A 15,033-nucleotide genomic window follows, 5' to 3' on the forward strand; every position below is an offset into this window, starting at 1 on the left:
TTGTAAATGTTTGGACACACAAGCACCTGTTTGCTTCATATCGCTCAAACACGTAAATGTCGTTTTTAGCGCCTTCAAAGAAAGTGAAGAGCGATGGGCTAGCATTCACAAAGACTCCAGAGGACATATGATGAAAAAATGGATACTTGCAGCTGGACTGTGCTGTAACGTCGCGATTGCTGATGTAGCAGTCATAGTGCATCCTAGCAACGGTGATTCACTAGATAAAGATAGTATAAGCCGTCTTTTCTTAAACAAGGCCAAAGCATTTCCTAGCGGTACAAAAGCAGAACCTATCGCGTTAGCTGAAGGTCAGTCTGCCACCGACGAATTTAACGGCAAAGTATTAAACAAAACTGCAGCACAGCTTACTGCGTTTTGGTCAAAACTTGTTTTTACCGGTAAAGGTCAACCTCCAAAGTCCTTAGGCAGTGACGCAGACGTTATTTCTGCAGTTGCAAGTAATCCTGGCGCTATTGGTTATGTCGACGCTGGCGCTGTTAACGATAGCGTACGCGTAGTCGCTACCTTCTAACTTACCGTTAATACAAAGAATTTAAGGAACACGCATGAAAACCAAATTAGCTATCTTATCTATGGCTGGCCTTTTGGCTACTCCAGCACTAGCCGACATTCAAATTAACGGCTTTGCAAACCTTATCGGCGGAATGACACTGGATGATGACGAGTCGGTGTATGGCTATGACAGTGATTTTAACTTCGATCCAGCCAGTGTTTTTGGTCTACAAGTCCGCGGTGACGTTAGCGATAAACTTTCTGCTACAGCACAATTAGTGGGCCGCGGTAGTGAAGACTATGACGCAGATTTCGAGTGGGCTTACATGACTTATATGTTGAACAACAATGTCAACATTAGTGCCGGTCGCCTACGTATGCCACTTTTCAAATACTCAGCATCTCTCGATATTGGTTACTCTTATCACTGGTTAACACCACCGGATGCTATTTACGGTATCGACTTTAACAACATTGATGGTGTTCGCGTTGATTACACGAACTACTCAGGTGACTGGGAGTACGGCGCACAGCTTACTATGGGGCGCGTTGAAACAGATACGACTATTTCAGGTACGCCTGCAGCGCTAGATTTAAAAAATGTAGTAGCGGTTTCTTTTGAAGCGACTCGTGACTGGTTCAGCGCTCGTACCTTGCTTGCACGCGGTACTACAAGTGCTGCAAACGAAGATTTTGATTCGTTCATAGAGGGAATGTCGGCGTTCGGTGCAGCGGTACCAAATGCGTCAGCTGCGGCAGAAGGCTTCAGTGTTAATGATGATACTGGTACCTTCTTTGAAGTAGCGGTTGATATCGATAAGTATGACTGGTTTGTAGGCGCAGAATTTACGCAGACAGAGGTTGATGGTTCTGTTATCGCTGATAATAAAGCATGGTACGTTACTGCAGGTATGCGCTTCGGCAAGTTTACGCCGCACATTACTTATGAAGTTGAAGAAGCGGATAACGGTACTCAGCTTGGCCTTGTAGCAGCACTTCCATCAACTATCTCTACTGGAGACGCGGTTACTGATGCGACTTGGGCTTCTATCTATCAAGGTGCTGCTGGCATTGCAGCTCAACAAGAGCTAGATGTATCAGCAGTTACTGTGGGCCTACGCTACGACGTGGAGCCAGGCTTTGCACTTAAAACCGATGTAACCTGGTACTCAGACGATCTAAATGATCTGAATGATGCAACACTACTTAAAGTTGGCGTAAATTATACGTTCTAACTACCTATTTATGGCCTTGTACTTGTGCGAGGCCATAATTTCGTTAAAGTTTTTTACTAATAGGTAGATAAATTAGGTAGACCAAACAAAGTGCAGCGCTTTTTGAAAAGTTAAGTGAAAGGCAGTTGCACAATCATAAAAAACAGTGGGATAGTTGATGAACTTTCTAAAGAAAATGCCAATTGCGACTAAGATCTTCCTTATACCGGGGATCGCAGCGCTAAGTTTTATTATTTATTTGCTTATCACTATCTACACCGCGCTCAATAATGGCGCAACACTTGAAAAAGTACAGAAAGTTCAGTTCCCGGCGTTACAGCTTTCAGCATCGACACTGGTCGACATGCAAAAAGTGCGTGATACCTTAGCAAGTGCAGTAACAACAGGTGATCAAGATACCCTTACTGTGGCGCAAGAATTGGCAGAAGAAGCGAAGAAAGGGCTTAATCAAATCGCGAATATCAGCCCTGAGTTTCGTTCAGATATCTCTCGTATATCCTCAGGTTTCGACAAATACTTTGACGTCGCCTACGAAGTTTCACAATCCATGGTAGACGGCACAGCTGACTTTAGTCGCCTAGGTGAACTGTCTGCTCAAATGAATCAGTCTTACGACGGTGCTATTGCCGCTATGTCACAATTTCGCGATGCACAGCAAGCCGCGTTTGAAAAAGCATTTGAAAACACAGATAGCGCAAATACATCACTGATTAGCACGGGCGTTATTTTAGCTATTGTTGTTACCATTTTATTGTTTGCAACCGCAGTACCTATTGTTCGTGGTATTAAGCAGAGTATTGATGATGTTGTTCGCTCTCTTAAAGATATTGCGCAAGAAAATGGCGACCTAACGGTACGTATTGATACGAAAAGCGAAGATGAAATTGGTGAGCTGGTTTACTGGTTCAATCAATTTATGGATAAGCTACAAGGCGTAGTGCGTGATGTTGTTGAAGCGAGTTTACCGCTATCGAATTTAGCGCAAAACCTACGCGGCGTTACAGAGGAAACGCAGCGCACCATAGACGTTCAACAGCAGTCTGCTACTAATGCGAAAAGTGCAGTAGATACTATGAGCGGCTCAGTTGATGGTGTTGCACACAGTGCAGCCCAAGCGGCCAGTGATGCCAACGAAGCGACTACAGCGGCAAGTGAAGGTCGTCAAATTGTGCAGCAAACCGTGACTAGTATTCAGCAGCTTGCTGAAAACGTGCGCGAAACAGCCGACGTTATTGGTCGCCTAGAATCTGATTCAAACAAGGTTGGCTCGGTACTCGATGTCATTAAAGGTATCGCAGAGCAAACCAATCTACTTGCCTTAAATGCGGCAATTGAAGCAGCGAGAGCGGGTGAGCAAGGGCGAGGCTTTGCAGTAGTTGCCGACGAAGTTAGAACTTTGGCCTCACGCACGCAGCAATCTACAGAAGAGATTCAAAGCACAATCGAACAGCTTCAAAGTGCCGCACATTCAGCGGTTGAAGTAATGGCTCGTGGTACCGAGCAGGCCACAAATAGCGTAGAAACCGCCAATAAAGCGGGCAGCAGCCTAGAAACCATTACCAGTACTATCGGTCGCATCAACCAAATGAATGAACAGATTGCCCATAATACTGAAGACCAGCGCACTGTTGCAGTAGATATTGTACGTCACGTGGATGAAATTCATGTGCGAACAGAGCAAACTGCAAGCCGCTCAGGCGAATTGGGGACTATGTGTAATGAGCTTGCTGACCTTGCGCAACACCTCGAATCAATCGCTAAGCAGTTTAGAGTGTAGCTCTACCTAACTTTTCTAAAGCGTATTGAAGCCTCCTGACGGGGGCTTTTTTATGTGCGCAGCGCAATGTGAGAACAATGAGTTTTAGTTTGTTATAGAAACATAAGGTTCGGGAAATTAAGATAAAAAAAATCCCCAGCAAGGGCTGAGGATTTTTATTTAAGGTAATATTTTTCTATTCGTCTAAGAAGCTGCGTAGCTGCTCAGAACGGCTAGGGTGGCGAAGTTTGCGAAGCGCTTTAGCTTCAATCTGACGAATACGCTCACGGGTAACGTCAAACTGCTTACCTACTTCTTCAAGCGTGTGATCGGTATTCATGTCGATACCGAAACGCATACGTAGTACTTTCGCTTCTCTAGCCGTTAGGCCAGCTAGTACTTCTTGCGTTGCGCCTTTTAAGCTACCGCCAGTTGCTGAATCGAGGGGCTGAATAATAGTGCTGTCCTCGATAAAGTCGCCAAGATGTGAATCTTCATCATCGCCGATAGGTGTTTCCATCGAGATTGGCTCTTTAGCAATCTTAAGTACCTTACGAATCTTGTCTTCAGGCATTAACATGCGCTCTGACAATTCTTCAGGCGTAGGCTCACGACCCATTTCCTGAAGCATTTGACGAGAGATACGGTTTAGCTTGTTAATCGTTTCAATCATGTGCACAGGAATACGGATAGTACGCGCCTGGTCAGCAATTGAACGAGTAATCGCCTGACGAATCCACCACGTTGCATAAGTTGAGAACTTATAACCACGACGGTATTCGAACTTATCTACCGCCTTCATCAGACCAATATTACCTTCTTGGATAAGGTCAAGGAACTGAAGACCGCGGTTGGTGTACTTCTTCGCAATTGAGATAACAAGACGAAGGTTAGCTTCAACCATTTCTTTTTTCGCACGACGCGCTTTCGCTTCACCAATCGACATGCGACGGTTGATGTCTTTAATATCAGCGATAACCAAGCCAGTTTCTTGCTCAACTTGATTCATCTTGCTAATGCAGCGCTCAATCTCTTCTTGGTTAACTGCAAGTTCAGCGGCGTATGGAGCACCTGAATTAACTGCTTCGTGTAACCACGCAGTAGATGTTTCATTACCCGCGAAAGCTTTTATAAAATCTTTCTTAGGCATTTTTGCATTAACAACACAGAACTTCATTACAAGACGTTCTTGGATACGTACTTTGTCCATCATTGCACGCATGTTTTTAACCATGCGATCAAATTGCTTAGGAACTAGACGGAACTCTTTAAATACGTCGCTTAGTGCGTTGATTTGTGTACGAGAATCGGCATGAGAACGACCCTTCTTCTCGATAACTTCACGAGTTTTTAGGTACTGTTCACGAAGTTCTGCGAAGCGTTCGCGCGCTAGCTCTGGGTCTACGCCGCTATCGTCTTCATCTTCGTCGTCGTCATCGTCATCATCGTCATCTTCGTCATCTAACTCTTCTTCAGATAACTCTGAGCCTACGTGTGTTGCAGTTGGCGCGAGATCTTGATCATCGTTAGGATCAACAAAGCCAGAGATAATATCACTTAGACGAATTTCTTCGGCTTCGTATAAATCCCACTGATCTAACAGGTAAGTGATCGCTTCTGGATATTCAGCAACCGAACACTGTACTTGGTTAATACCGTCTTCAATACGCTTAGCGATTTCAATTTCGCCTTCACGTGTAAGAAGTTCAACGGTACCCATTTCACGCATGTACATGCGAACTGGGTCAGTCGTACGGCCAATTTCACTTTCTACAGTAGCTAGTGCTTGAGCTGCTGCTTCTGCAGCGTCTTCATCAGCATTCGCTTCTTGCATGAGAAGTTCGTCTGCATCAGGAGCTGATTCAGAAACTTGAATTCCCATGTCATTAATCATGCGGATTATGTCTTCGATTTGATCAGAATCGACAATATCTTGCGGCAGGTGGTCGTTTACTTCTGCAAAGGTTAAGTAACCTTGCTCTTTACCTTTTGCAATCAGGAGTTTAATCTGAGACTGCTTGCTTTGCGCCATATAACCTACACTTCTCACATTCAATTAGTTTGCAATAGAAAAGACAACATACGCCTAGGTATGTTCCCCGTTCTGCTGTAGTACTGCATTTGTATCAAGGCCGTTAATGCTAGATGCCACGCTGGTATAAACCAATATATTTACGATGCACATCTGCTCGGGTTCGGTTCTGCCCGTTATGTTCGGCTATATCTTTGCTACTCGTGTTGCTGCATTTTTGTTCACTTATAAGTGTGGACCATGTTTAAACATGCCCGCAGCGAATTAGCCAGTATAGCAGAATAAGCGGTGGTTTTACCAGATTGACGGCCGATTTTTTAGCCAGTGCTTTTTACATTTCCGCCTTTACTACTTGCATAGTCCATAATTGCAAGGTGAAAGCGAGCTAAATGTAAAGCTTACTACGCAAAAACAGATTAACCCAAAGTTCATTACCCTCAGGTTAACTCTTCTGTCTTTCCCTCATAAGCAGGTTCAATTCCTGTTTTTCCGCTTGAGTCAGCGGTTGAACCCGCGAGCGTGAAATTAAGGTTTCAATGCGGCTATCGAAATGCCCGTCTAGTAAGCGAGCGAAGCTGTCGTTATATACACGCTCAGCATCCTCATCTTTGACTAAGTGTTCTTGCAACAATAATTTCGCGATAGTAGAAGAATGGGGATGGTCGCGGAAATTTTCAACAAGCTGCGCAGTTTTTGCGTGAGGGTGGGTGACACAATAGCTGTGAATATCGCGCAATAAATCCATACCGGCAGCATTGCTACCGGCGAATATATCTATCTGAACATCTTCGCAACGTGCGGCTAGCTCAGGCTTATCAAGCAGTAAGCGTATCAGCATACGAAGGGGTGAAAGTTTAGGCTTATTTACTTGATTGCGGTTAGGTGAATAAGCTTGCTTCGAACCTTGATTCGCTTTAGTAATATCTTGCTGAAGTTTAAATCGATCGAACTCGCCAGTGTGCTTGGCTAATTCTTCTAGCAACATTTGCTTTTGGTCATCACCTAAGGTGCTTTCAATAAGCGGCATTGCTGCTTTTTTAAGAGCAATTTTACCTTCTGGCGTACCGACGTTGTGGGTTTTTAGCAAGTTCTCAAAAAAGAAACGCGACAAGGGCGTAGCGTTATCGAGCATTTCCATGAAGGCATCTTTACCTACTTGGCGAACCATAGTATCTGGGTCTTCACCGTCGGGTAGGAATAAAAACGATATGCGCACGCCATCTTTTAGCGCCGGTAAGGCGTTTTCTAGCGCACGCCATGCAGCTTCGCGTCCAGCGCGGTCGCCGTCATAACAGCATACAATATGAGACGTAGCACGAACCAGCATTTGAATATGTTCAGGCGTGGTAGCTGTACCTAAGGCTGCGGTAGCAATATTAATGTCGAACTGACTCAATGCCACAACATCCATATAGCCTTCAACAACAACAACCGTATCTAGCGTTCTATTATTCTGGCGCGCTGAGTAAAACCCGAAAAGCTCGCTGCCTTTATGAAAAATACGGGTTTCTGGTGAGTTTAAGTATTTAGGACCGCCATCATCTAAAACACGACCACCAAAGCCGACAACGCGACCTCGTTTATCCCTGATAGGAAACATTATGCGGTCGCGGAAGAAGTCGTAGGTACGTCCTTGGTCGTTTTTATTAACAAGCTTTAAATCGACCAGCTGCTTGATGCGCTGTGGGTCTTTACCAAAGGTATTTAGCAGCGCATCCCAGCTGTCAGGGGCGTAGCCAATTTCCCATTGCTTGACGATATCACCACTTAGCCCACGATTTTTTAAATAGTCGATGGCTTTTTTACTATTTCCGTTTTGGCGCAACTGGTGCTGGAAAAAGCGTGTGACTTGTTCCATCACTGCATAGTCGTCTTGCTGTTGCTGCTTTTTCTCTTCGCTCATGGCAGGCCGACTGCCTTTTTCTCGAGGTACTTCAAGCCCGTGATAACGCGCTAGCTCTTCAATAGCCTCTACAAACTCAAGACGGTCGAATTCCATAATAAAAGAGATAGCATTACCGTGAGCGCCACATCCGAAACAGTGATAGAACTGCTTGTCTTGGCTAACGGTGAAAGACGGCGATTTCTCATTATGAAAAGGGCAGCACGCTTGGTAATTCTTACCTGCTTTTTTGAGTTTGACTCGGCTATCTACTACTTCTACCACGTCAGTACGTGACAGCAGGTCGTCTATAAAATCGCGAGGTATCTTTCCAGCCATGAGGGTACTTTCAACAAGAGTAAGTTAAAAAAGAATTAGAAAAGTACAAGTCGTAACAGCGTTTGTGACGACAAGTTACAACGTAATAAAAACAGTGAAGTACTGTAACAGGGAAGTGTTAAAATGAGAACAATGAAGGTGTGACAATGCACACCTTCTAAACGCTTCACTTTTACGAAAGGGCAAAGCCTAAGCGTTCAAGCGTGCCTTTATTTTAGCACTCAAAGCACCCATGTCGGTGCGGCCTTGAACCTTGGATTTCAAGGCGCCCATGACTTTACCCATATCCTGCATACCCGATGCGCCGGTCGCAGCCATAGTTTCGTCGATAAGGGCATTGAGTTCATCGTCAGTCAAAGGCTGAGGCAAGAAATCTTCAATATAAGTTATTTCTTCACGCTCTTTGCTAGCTAGGTCTTCGCGATTGGCTGCGTCGTATTGCGCTGCCGCGTCTTGACGCTGTTTAACCATTTTGGTCAATACCGCTAAGATTGCGCTATCGTCTAGCGTGATTTGTTCATCGATTTCTTTTTGCTTAATGGCAGCCATAGCCATACGAATAGTACCAAGACGTACTTTTTCTTTAGCACGCATCGCATCTTTTTGCGCTGCTTTTAAATCATCAATTAGTGCCATGATGTTTCCTGATTTTTTATTAGTAGATTGAGCTTATATCAAACCGCATAGATCATTGCCCACTCAGAAGATAATGATCTATGCGGACTGGTATTATTAAGCCCCAGGTTGAAAATCAAATGCAACCATTTGAAAAGGAAAAAATGGAGTCGTTAATAATAAGGCCGAAAAAACAGAGGCCCAGAAACGCGAAAGGTGCTGCAATTGCAACACCTTTCAGACTCGTTACTTAACCCTATATTAGTAGAGTTTTACGCGACGTGCGTTTTCACGAGCTAGCTTCTTAAGATGACGCTTCTTAGCGGCAGCTTTCTTGCGCTTGCGTTCCCAAGTTGGCTTTTCGAAGAATTCACGACGACGAACTTCAGAAAGAACACCTGCTTTTTCACAAGAACGCTTAAAACGACGCAGCGCCACATCAAACGGCTCGTTTTCTCTAACTTTAACGATAGGCATTAAACACTCACCTCAAAACTTTTACTGTGTAAATCCGGGTAAAATTGTGCGCTAAAAAGGCCACCCGGGTTAAAAATGGTGCGAAATTCTAATCATATCTACAGAGAAAGTAAAGGATGAATTGCCAAAAAATAGCCAATATTGTGCATTTACCGTTCATTTACCTGTTCACTGGCATTCCATGAATGCAGGATAAAAGGTAAACTCTGCGCTCGTTAAGCACCGTGTTGTTTAACGCGGCTTGTATAAGCGCCCTTTTCAGAATGCTTTTTGCTCATGTTTCTTCTGATATATTTTTTGATCAAAAGTAGAAAGCAAATGATCCTGACGAGGGTAGTGTTATGATCGCGCCGGGATCATAAAGATGATCCCGCCAGATCGCCAGAATTATTTTCACAGTTTTTGGTATTCGCTCTACTAAGTGTTGTTCACAGCACGGTAGTGAGCAATTCATGTGTTAAGCAGCTTTGCTATACATCCAAAAGCTAGGCGTTAAAGTTAGTAGTAGAAAGGGTTGCTCCCCATGCGTATTTTAGGAATAGAAACATCTTGTGACGAAACTGGCATCGCCGTTTATGACGATGAAAAAGGCTTGTTGTCACACGAACTATACAGCCAAGTAAAGCTACACGCTGATTATGGCGGTGTGGTGCCCGAGCTTGCTTCACGGGATCATGTAAGAAAAATCATTCCTTTAATTGAAAAAGCCATGGAAGATGCGAATACCCAACCATCAGATATCGACGGCGTTGCCTTTACTCAAGGCCCGGGTTTAGTAGGGGCACTGTTAGTAGGTTCATCGGTAGGACGATCGCTCTCATATGCGTGGAACGTACCTGCAGTAGGTGTTCATCATATGGAGGGGCACTTGCTAGCGCCTATGCTTGAGGACGATGCGCCAGAATTTCCTTTTGTTGCGCTATTGGTGTCGGGCGGTCACTCGATGTTGGTTAAAGTAGAAGGCATTGGCCAGTATGAAGTACTTGGCGAGTCAATTGACGATGCCGCAGGCGAAGCTTTTGATAAAACCGCTAAACTACTTGGTCTTGATTACCCTGGCGGCCCTCTCTTGGCAAAATTGGCTGAAAAGGGCGAAGCGGGACACTACAAATTCCCACGTCCAATGACCGACCGACCAGGCTTAGACTTCAGTTTTAGCGGCTTAAAGACCTTTGCTGCAAACACCATTCGCGATGCTGATTTAACCGGTGATGATGCTGAGCAAATTAAAGCGAATATTGCCTACGCGTTTCAAGAAGCCGTAGTGGATACGCTTATCATTAAATGTAAGCGAGCATTAAAGCAGACTGGCATGAAGCGTTTGGTTATTGCTGGCGGCGTAAGCGCAAATACAATGCTGCGCGGTGAGATGAAAGCCCTAATGCAAGAGCTAAAAGGCGAGGTGTTTTATCCTAGCTTAGCGTATTGTACAGACAATGGTGCCATGATTGCCTATGCGGGGATGCAGCGCTTGAAAGCAGGCGAAACCTTGGCGTTATCGTCACAAGCCAAACCGCGATGGCCCCTTGATACCTTGTCAGCTATTTAAAAACGTCGACTGGGTTTTAAATGATGTTGTGAAACTGATACTGCTTATCAAGGTATGCATAGGATGTGCAAAAGGCAGATATCAAGCATAACAACAAGCAGGCAAAACAGACAAACAAAAAGTAAAGGCAATGGGAGCGCGTCCCATTGCCTTTTATTTTACCAAAATGAACATTGAGTAAGGACGTAAAAAAACCATGCGCTTAGCAACAGACGGTACAAAACAAAATGCATCGCTATTATTTTTAGCGCTGTCGTTATTTATTTTGATTTTCTTTGCAGCGCTCACCACGCCTAATGCAATTGCTTCAAGCAAAACTCCTTCAAATGAATCAGTAAAAGAGTTAAAGCAAAAGCAACAGACTCAGCAAGACCAGTATGTCGTGCTGATTTCTCTTGATGGATTTCGCCACGACTATATCGAGTTGCACAATGCCGAGCATCTTGGCGCCATTGCAAAGCAAGGCGTAAGAGCGTCATCAATGACCCCTGTTTATCCGTCGAATACTTTTCCCAACCATATTTCGTTGATCACAGGGCTGCTTCCCAAACACCACGGTATTGTGAATAACCGTTTTTATGATAAATCTCGTCCTACAAAAGAGGGTTATGCAAAATATCAGTTGGGCTATGGCGGTATGGATAGCACTTGGATTACGGCAACACCGCTATGGAACCTAGTGGAATATCACGGTATGAAGGCTGCAACCTTCTTCTGGCCAGAGTCTGACGCACGCATATCGGGTGCTTCTCCGACTTATTTCTATCACTATTCTAAATATGCTGATTACCAGATGCGTATTGATCAAATCATCAACTGGCTAAAATTGCCTGAGGTATCGCGCCCTCGCTTTATTGCGGGTTATTTTTCGCTTACCGATTCGGTAGGACACGATGAAGGACCTTTTGCCGATAAAACCAATGACGCGGTACAAGAAGTAGATGCACTTATCGGTCAACTTTATAAGCGCATTAATGCATTAGACTTACCAGTAAATCTGGTAGTGGTGTCTGACCACGGCATGACGCCTATTGATGAAAACCAGCTTATAGAGGTTGAGTCTTTATCCATTCCTGATAGCTTCATTATTGAAAATGAAGGGGCGCAAGTGCACCTTTACGCCAGAGAAGGCGTGTCAGATAAGCAAATCACCGAAGAAATAGAACGTCTTACCTATACAGCCGAAAACCGCTTCATTGTGCTCAATGATACCCAGCGCGCTCAGCGTCACATGGAAGTAGGAAACCGAACGGGCGATATCATTATCGAAATTGCGCCACCAGCCCGTTTCAAAAACGCCAACAGTATGCATGTGAGCAAAGGTGGCCATGGCTACGTAAATACGTTACCTGATATGGGAGCGACCTTTGTTGCAGTAGGGCCGGCGTTTAAAACGAACACCACTATACCTACATTTAGCAATTTAGAGGTTTATCCAGCGCTGGCTAAAATATTGGGTATTTCGCCTGTTACGCCGATAGATGGAAAGCTGGATGTACTGCAGCAGGCACTTACTCTTTAACTTTGCCTTTATCCCACACTTTACTTTCATTGCCTGCTAACAGGCGGGCAATGTTGTCTTTATGGCGTAAAATAATAAGTAGTGAAAGCATTGCTACCGGCACAGTGTACAAAGGCTTTATTAAAAACGTGAAAAGCGGCGCAAGCGACACTGCAATAAGCGCACCTAGCGAAGAATAGCCGGTAAGAAAAACCACTACTACCCAGCTTAGAACAAGTAGCCCTGCTAAATCGAGCCCAATAGGCAACATGGCGCCAAAGGCGGTAGCGACGGCTTTACCGCCTTTAAAACCAAAATAAAGCGGAAATATATGACCTAAACAGGCAAAGATAGCAATTATGCCAAGCATTATTGGTTCTATACCCAAAAAGTAGCTGCCGTAAACGGGAATAGTGCCTTTCAAAATATCCATAACAAGTACAAGTAGCGCAGGAATACGGCCACCCAAGCGGTACACATTAGTTGCTCCAGGGTTTTTAGAGCCAGCGGTTCTAGGGTCCGGTAAACCAAATAATTGGCTTATAACCACTGCACTTGATAGTGAACCGAAGAGGTAGGCAACAGCAGCCATTAAAAGCGTTAGCGAAATCATTTTTTCATTCTAATTATCAAAAGCGTTTTAGAAGCACTGCCTTCTGTCAGGTTTCACTTCTCTTGTAAGAGGTTAAAGGCTTGTGTCCTATTAAATTACAAAACCTTGGTTGCCCCCAGTTGTCATACAGCGGTATAGTTGTGCCACACAAGCGTAAAGCTACTCCATCCAAACGCGATATACCACCGTTTAGCAGCAATATGTGGTTGAAAGCGCAGTAGTAAGACCAGTATTGAAGCCGGAAAGTAGGGCAATAAACTGGTGTGAAAACAGACAAGATGAAAAAATTCCATGGGAAAAATTTATATAACAGGGCTTGAAGTAGACACCCTGATTGGTGTTTATGATTGGGAGCGAGTAAGAACCACCCAGCTACTTCTCGATGTCACACTTGATGTTGACTTAAGCGCGGCGATGCAAAGTGATGATGTTGCTGATACGGTAGATTATGCCAAAGTAGCCGAGTGCATCGTGGAAGTAGGTAAAGAGAGTACGTTCGAACTACTTGAAGCTTTCGGAAGCAAGGTTATGGATACCGTACTTGCTCACTTCTCGGTTTCAACAATAACGCTCAAAATCGTTAAACCTAATATTCTTCCTAATGCGCAAACTGTTGCCGTTGAAATGCGAAAAGAGCGCAACTAATGCCTGAACATATCATTTTAATCAGCATTGGTTCCAATATTGAGCGTGAGCATTACACTAGGCAGTCTTTGGTTGCCCTAAAACAGCACTTCTCAGATGTTTCAGTGTCTTCCGTTTATGAAAGCGAAGCTGTAGGCTTCAACGGCAGCCCTTTTTATAATGCTGCCGCACGGGCGACAACATCAAAAAATGTTGAAGAGGTGTGTGCAATACTAAAGGCAATTGAGAAAGACAATGGAAGAGTGCATACCGACAAAAAATTCTGCGCTAGAACCCTTGATCTCGATTTGCTTACCTATGATAGTAAGGTAACCACATCCCCTGTGGTTTTGCCTCGCGAAGAGATTTGTTACAACGCGTTTGTGCTTTGGCCGTTAGCTGAACTTGTTCCCGACGACATTCACCCTGAAACGCAAGAAACCTATGCCCAGATGTGGCAAAACTTTGATAAACAGAAACAGCAATTATGGCCAATTGACTTTACTTGGAGTTAAGCAAAGGAATGACACTTTTTGAAATCATTATTTTAGCAATTATTCAGGGCGTTACTGAATTTCTTCCAATCAGTAGTTCTGGGCACTTGCTGCTACCCGCTGAGCTTTTCGGTTGGGTAAGCCAAGGTTTGGCGTTTGACGTAGCAGTACATGTGGGAAGCCTTCTTGCAGTTATGATCTATTTTCGTCAAGAAATAGGACAGATGACAGTAGCATGGGTGACTCAAGGCTTCAGCAAGCAGCAGTCTACCGACAGTAAGCTTGCGTGGTACGTTATTGTGGCGACTATTCCTGCGGTCATCATTGGCTTTTTGATGAAAGGCTGGATAGAAGACAATGCACGTACAGCATTGGTAATCGCAGGTACCACCATCATTTTCGGTTTGCTTTTATGGTATGCCGACTCGACAGCAAAGCGGGAACAAGAGCTTGAAGGCCTAACGCTAAAACAAGCCATTTATATCGGCTTAGCCCAGGTGTTAGCGTTAATCCCGGGGACATCTCGTTCGGGTATAACGATGACTGCTGGCTTGATGCTAGGATTAAAACGCGAAGCCTGTGCACGCTTTTCTTTCTTACTGTCTATACCTGTCATCTTAGGTGCAGGGTTGCTAGCCACCTTAGATTTGCTTAAAGCAAATGAAGCTGTGGACTGGTATGCATTACTGTATGGCGCAGCATTTTCATTCGTAAGTGCCTACCTTTGTATTTATTTATTCCTAAGCTGGATATCCCGTATAGGCATGCTGCCTTTTGTTATCTATCGCTTAGCGTTAGGCGTAATACTTCTATGGTTTGTTTTTGCATAAGACAAGGTATCGAGCCGAGTAAAAACACTGTAGTTTAGACTTTGTTATTGCGTTGGTGAGAGAACCATCATCGATCGCTAACGCAATAGTTAAACACCTGATTAAAAAGGAATGTGAGACATGGCAGAAACAATTTTTGATAAAATTATCAGCAAGGAAATTCCAGCAGAGATTTTGTACGAAGACGAACTAGCGCTGGCGTTTAAAGATATAAACCCTCAGGCTCCGACCCATTTTCTGGTTATTCCGAAAAAGCAAATTGCCACGGTAAACGATATTGCTGAAGAAGACCGCGAAGTAGTGGGGCACTTGTCATATGTAGCTGCAAAAATTGCCAAGGAGCAAGGGTTTGCCGACCAAGGCTATCGTACTGTCATGAATTGTAACGAATACGGTGGGCAAACCGTATATCACATTCACCTTCACGTATTGGCAGGTAAACCGCTGGGCTGGCCTCCGTATACTGAGAATATGAAGCAACACGTAGAGTAACGTTTGCGTTTAAAGGTAAAAAATGCCGCCCTTTATTCAAAGGGCGGCATTTTTATTTACGCTGCAGCTAAATGAGGT

The 15,033-nt window shown here is 44.3% G+C and carries 14 protein-coding genes; 9 read left to right on the forward strand and 5 right to left on the reverse strand.

The features are described from left to right. Positions 1-130: 130 nt before the first annotated feature. The 3 genes from ACYTPF_RS15165 (at position 131) to ACYTPF_RS15175 (ending at position 3,528) form a co-directional block, all read left to right on the forward strand. Positions 131-535, forward strand: a complete 405-nt coding sequence (locus tag ACYTPF_RS15165) for a type 2 periplasmic-binding domain-containing protein (RefSeq protein ID WP_179985139.1) — start codon at positions 131-133, stop codon at positions 533-535. Positions 536-569: 34 nt separating this feature from the next. Further along, entirely contained in the window at positions 570-1,751 is a 1,182-nt protein-coding gene (locus ACYTPF_RS15170; RefSeq protein WP_461852810.1) for a topoisomerase IV, read from the forward strand. 157 nt (positions 1,752-1,908) lie between these two features. After that, positions 1,909-3,528, forward strand: coding sequence for a methyl-accepting chemotaxis protein (locus ACYTPF_RS15175; protein WP_461852811.1), 1,620 nt, complete (start codon positions 1,909-1,911; stop codon positions 3,526-3,528). 175 nt (positions 3,529-3,703) lie between these two features. Here the strand turns inward: ACYTPF_RS15175 and rpoD are convergent, their stop codons facing one another. The 4 genes from rpoD to rpsU all read right to left on the reverse strand — a co-directional run bounded on the left by rpoD (position 3,704) and on the right by rpsU (position 8,852). Continuing rightward, complete coding sequence (gene rpoD, locus ACYTPF_RS15180; RefSeq protein ID WP_179982374.1) at positions 3,704-5,539, reverse strand: RNA polymerase sigma factor RpoD; 1,836 nt, start codon at positions 5,537-5,539, stop codon at positions 3,704-3,706. A gap of 442 nt (positions 5,540-5,981) precedes the next feature. Then, positions 5,982-7,760, reverse strand: a complete 1,779-nt coding sequence (gene dnaG, locus ACYTPF_RS15185; protein WP_461852812.1) for a DNA primase — start codon at positions 7,758-7,760, stop codon at positions 5,982-5,984. Positions 7,761-7,949: 189 nt separating this feature from the next. Beyond that, complete coding sequence (locus tag ACYTPF_RS15190; RefSeq protein ID WP_461852813.1) at positions 7,950-8,396, reverse strand: GatB/YqeY domain-containing protein; 447 nt, start codon at positions 8,394-8,396, stop codon at positions 7,950-7,952. Positions 8,397-8,636: 240 nt separating this feature from the next. Beyond that, the gene (gene rpsU, locus ACYTPF_RS15195) at positions 8,637-8,852 is read right to left on the reverse strand and encodes a 30S ribosomal protein S21 (RefSeq protein ID WP_012517258.1); all 216 of its coding nucleotides are present in this window, start codon (positions 8,850-8,852) and stop codon (positions 8,637-8,639) included. Between the two features lie 523 nt (positions 8,853-9,375). Here rpsU and tsaD point away from each other — a divergent pair. Then, positions 9,376-10,401: a tRNA (adenosine(37)-N6)-threonylcarbamoyltransferase complex transferase subunit TsaD gene (tsaD, locus tag ACYTPF_RS15200; protein WP_179982376.1), complete on the forward strand. Its 1,026-nt coding sequence runs from the start codon at positions 9,376-9,378 to the stop codon at positions 10,399-10,401. Positions 10,402-10,597: 196 nt separating this feature from the next. Further along, entirely contained in the window at positions 10,598-11,923 is a 1,326-nt protein-coding gene (locus tag ACYTPF_RS15205) for an alkaline phosphatase family protein (protein ID WP_461852814.1), read from the forward strand. Here the strand turns inward: ACYTPF_RS15205 and plsY are convergent. Then, entirely contained in the window at positions 11,913-12,515 is a 603-nt protein-coding gene (gene plsY / locus ACYTPF_RS15210) for a glycerol-3-phosphate 1-O-acyltransferase PlsY (protein ID WP_179982378.1), read from the reverse strand. The two genes, ACYTPF_RS15205 and plsY, sit on opposite strands and share 11 nt — an antisense overlap. Positions 12,516-12,806: 291 nt before the next feature. Here plsY and folB point away from each other — a divergent pair, with 291 nt between their 5' ends. The 4 genes from folB (at position 12,807) to ACYTPF_RS15230 (ending at position 14,955) form a co-directional block, all read left to right on the forward strand. Next, positions 12,807-13,160, forward strand: a complete 354-nt coding sequence (gene folB, locus ACYTPF_RS15215; RefSeq protein WP_179982379.1) for a dihydroneopterin aldolase — start codon at positions 12,807-12,809, stop codon at positions 13,158-13,160. Further along, positions 13,160-13,654 carry a 2-amino-4-hydroxy-6-hydroxymethyldihydropteridine diphosphokinase gene (gene folK / locus ACYTPF_RS15220; protein ID WP_461852815.1) on the forward strand — a complete coding sequence of 165 codons (495 nt, stop codon included), beginning with the start codon at positions 13,160-13,162 and terminating at the stop codon, positions 13,652-13,654. The genes folB and folK overlap by 1 nt, the downstream gene beginning before the upstream one ends. A gap of 8 nt (positions 13,655-13,662) precedes the next feature. Then, complete coding sequence (locus tag ACYTPF_RS15225; RefSeq protein WP_118490266.1) at positions 13,663-14,463, forward strand: undecaprenyl-diphosphate phosphatase; 801 nt, start codon at positions 13,663-13,665, stop codon at positions 14,461-14,463. Between the two features lie 120 nt (positions 14,464-14,583). Beyond that, the gene (locus tag ACYTPF_RS15230) at positions 14,584-14,955 is read left to right on the forward strand and encodes a histidine triad nucleotide-binding protein (protein WP_179982381.1); all 372 of its coding nucleotides are present in this window, start codon (positions 14,584-14,586) and stop codon (positions 14,953-14,955) included. Positions 14,956-15,033 lie beyond the last annotated feature (78 nt).

It is taken from the genome of Alteromonas sp. HB246098, from assembly GCF_054890645.1.

Excerpts from the sequence above, each read along its gene's own strand:
- ACYTPF_RS15175 (WP_461852811.1), top strand. The coding sequence starts at position 1,909 with ATGAACTTTCTAAAGAAAATGCCAATTGCGACTAAGATCTTCCTTATA.
- ACYTPF_RS15165 (WP_179985139.1), top strand. The coding sequence starts at position 131 with ATGAAAAAATGGATACTTGCAGCTGGACTGTGCTGTAACGTCGCGATT.
- ACYTPF_RS15190 (WP_461852813.1), bottom strand. The coding sequence starts at position 8,396 with ATGGCACTAATTGATGATTTAAAAGCAGCGCAAAAAGATGCGATGCGT.
- ACYTPF_RS15170 (WP_461852810.1), top strand. The coding sequence starts at position 570 with ATGAAAACCAAATTAGCTATCTTATCTATGGCTGGCCTTTTGGCTACT.
- plsY (WP_179982378.1), bottom strand. The coding sequence starts at position 12,515 with ATGATTTCGCTAACGCTTTTAATGGCTGCTGTTGCCTACCTCTTCGGT.
- rpsU (WP_012517258.1), bottom strand. The coding sequence starts at position 8,852 with ATGCCTATCGTTAAAGTTAGAGAAAACGAGCCGTTTGATGTGGCGCTG.
- tsaD (WP_179982376.1), top strand. The coding sequence starts at position 9,376 with ATGCGTATTTTAGGAATAGAAACATCTTGTGACGAAACTGGCATCGCC.
- folK (WP_461852815.1), top strand. The coding sequence starts at position 13,160 with ATGCCTGAACATATCATTTTAATCAGCATTGGTTCCAATATTGAGCGT.
- ACYTPF_RS15205 (WP_461852814.1), top strand. The coding sequence starts at position 10,598 with ATGCGCTTAGCAACAGACGGTACAAAACAAAATGCATCGCTATTATTT.
- folB (WP_179982379.1), top strand. The coding sequence starts at position 12,807 with ATGGGAAAAATTTATATAACAGGGCTTGAAGTAGACACCCTGATTGGT.
- rpoD (WP_179982374.1), bottom strand. The coding sequence starts at position 5,539 with ATGGCGCAAAGCAAGCAGTCTCAGATTAAACTCCTGATTGCAAAAGGT.
- ACYTPF_RS15225 (WP_118490266.1), top strand. The coding sequence starts at position 13,663 with ATGACACTTTTTGAAATCATTATTTTAGCAATTATTCAGGGCGTTACT.
- dnaG (WP_461852812.1), bottom strand. The coding sequence starts at position 7,760 with ATGGCTGGAAAGATACCTCGCGATTTTATAGACGACCTGCTGTCACGT.
- ACYTPF_RS15230 (WP_179982381.1), top strand. The coding sequence starts at position 14,584 with ATGGCAGAAACAATTTTTGATAAAATTATCAGCAAGGAAATTCCAGCA.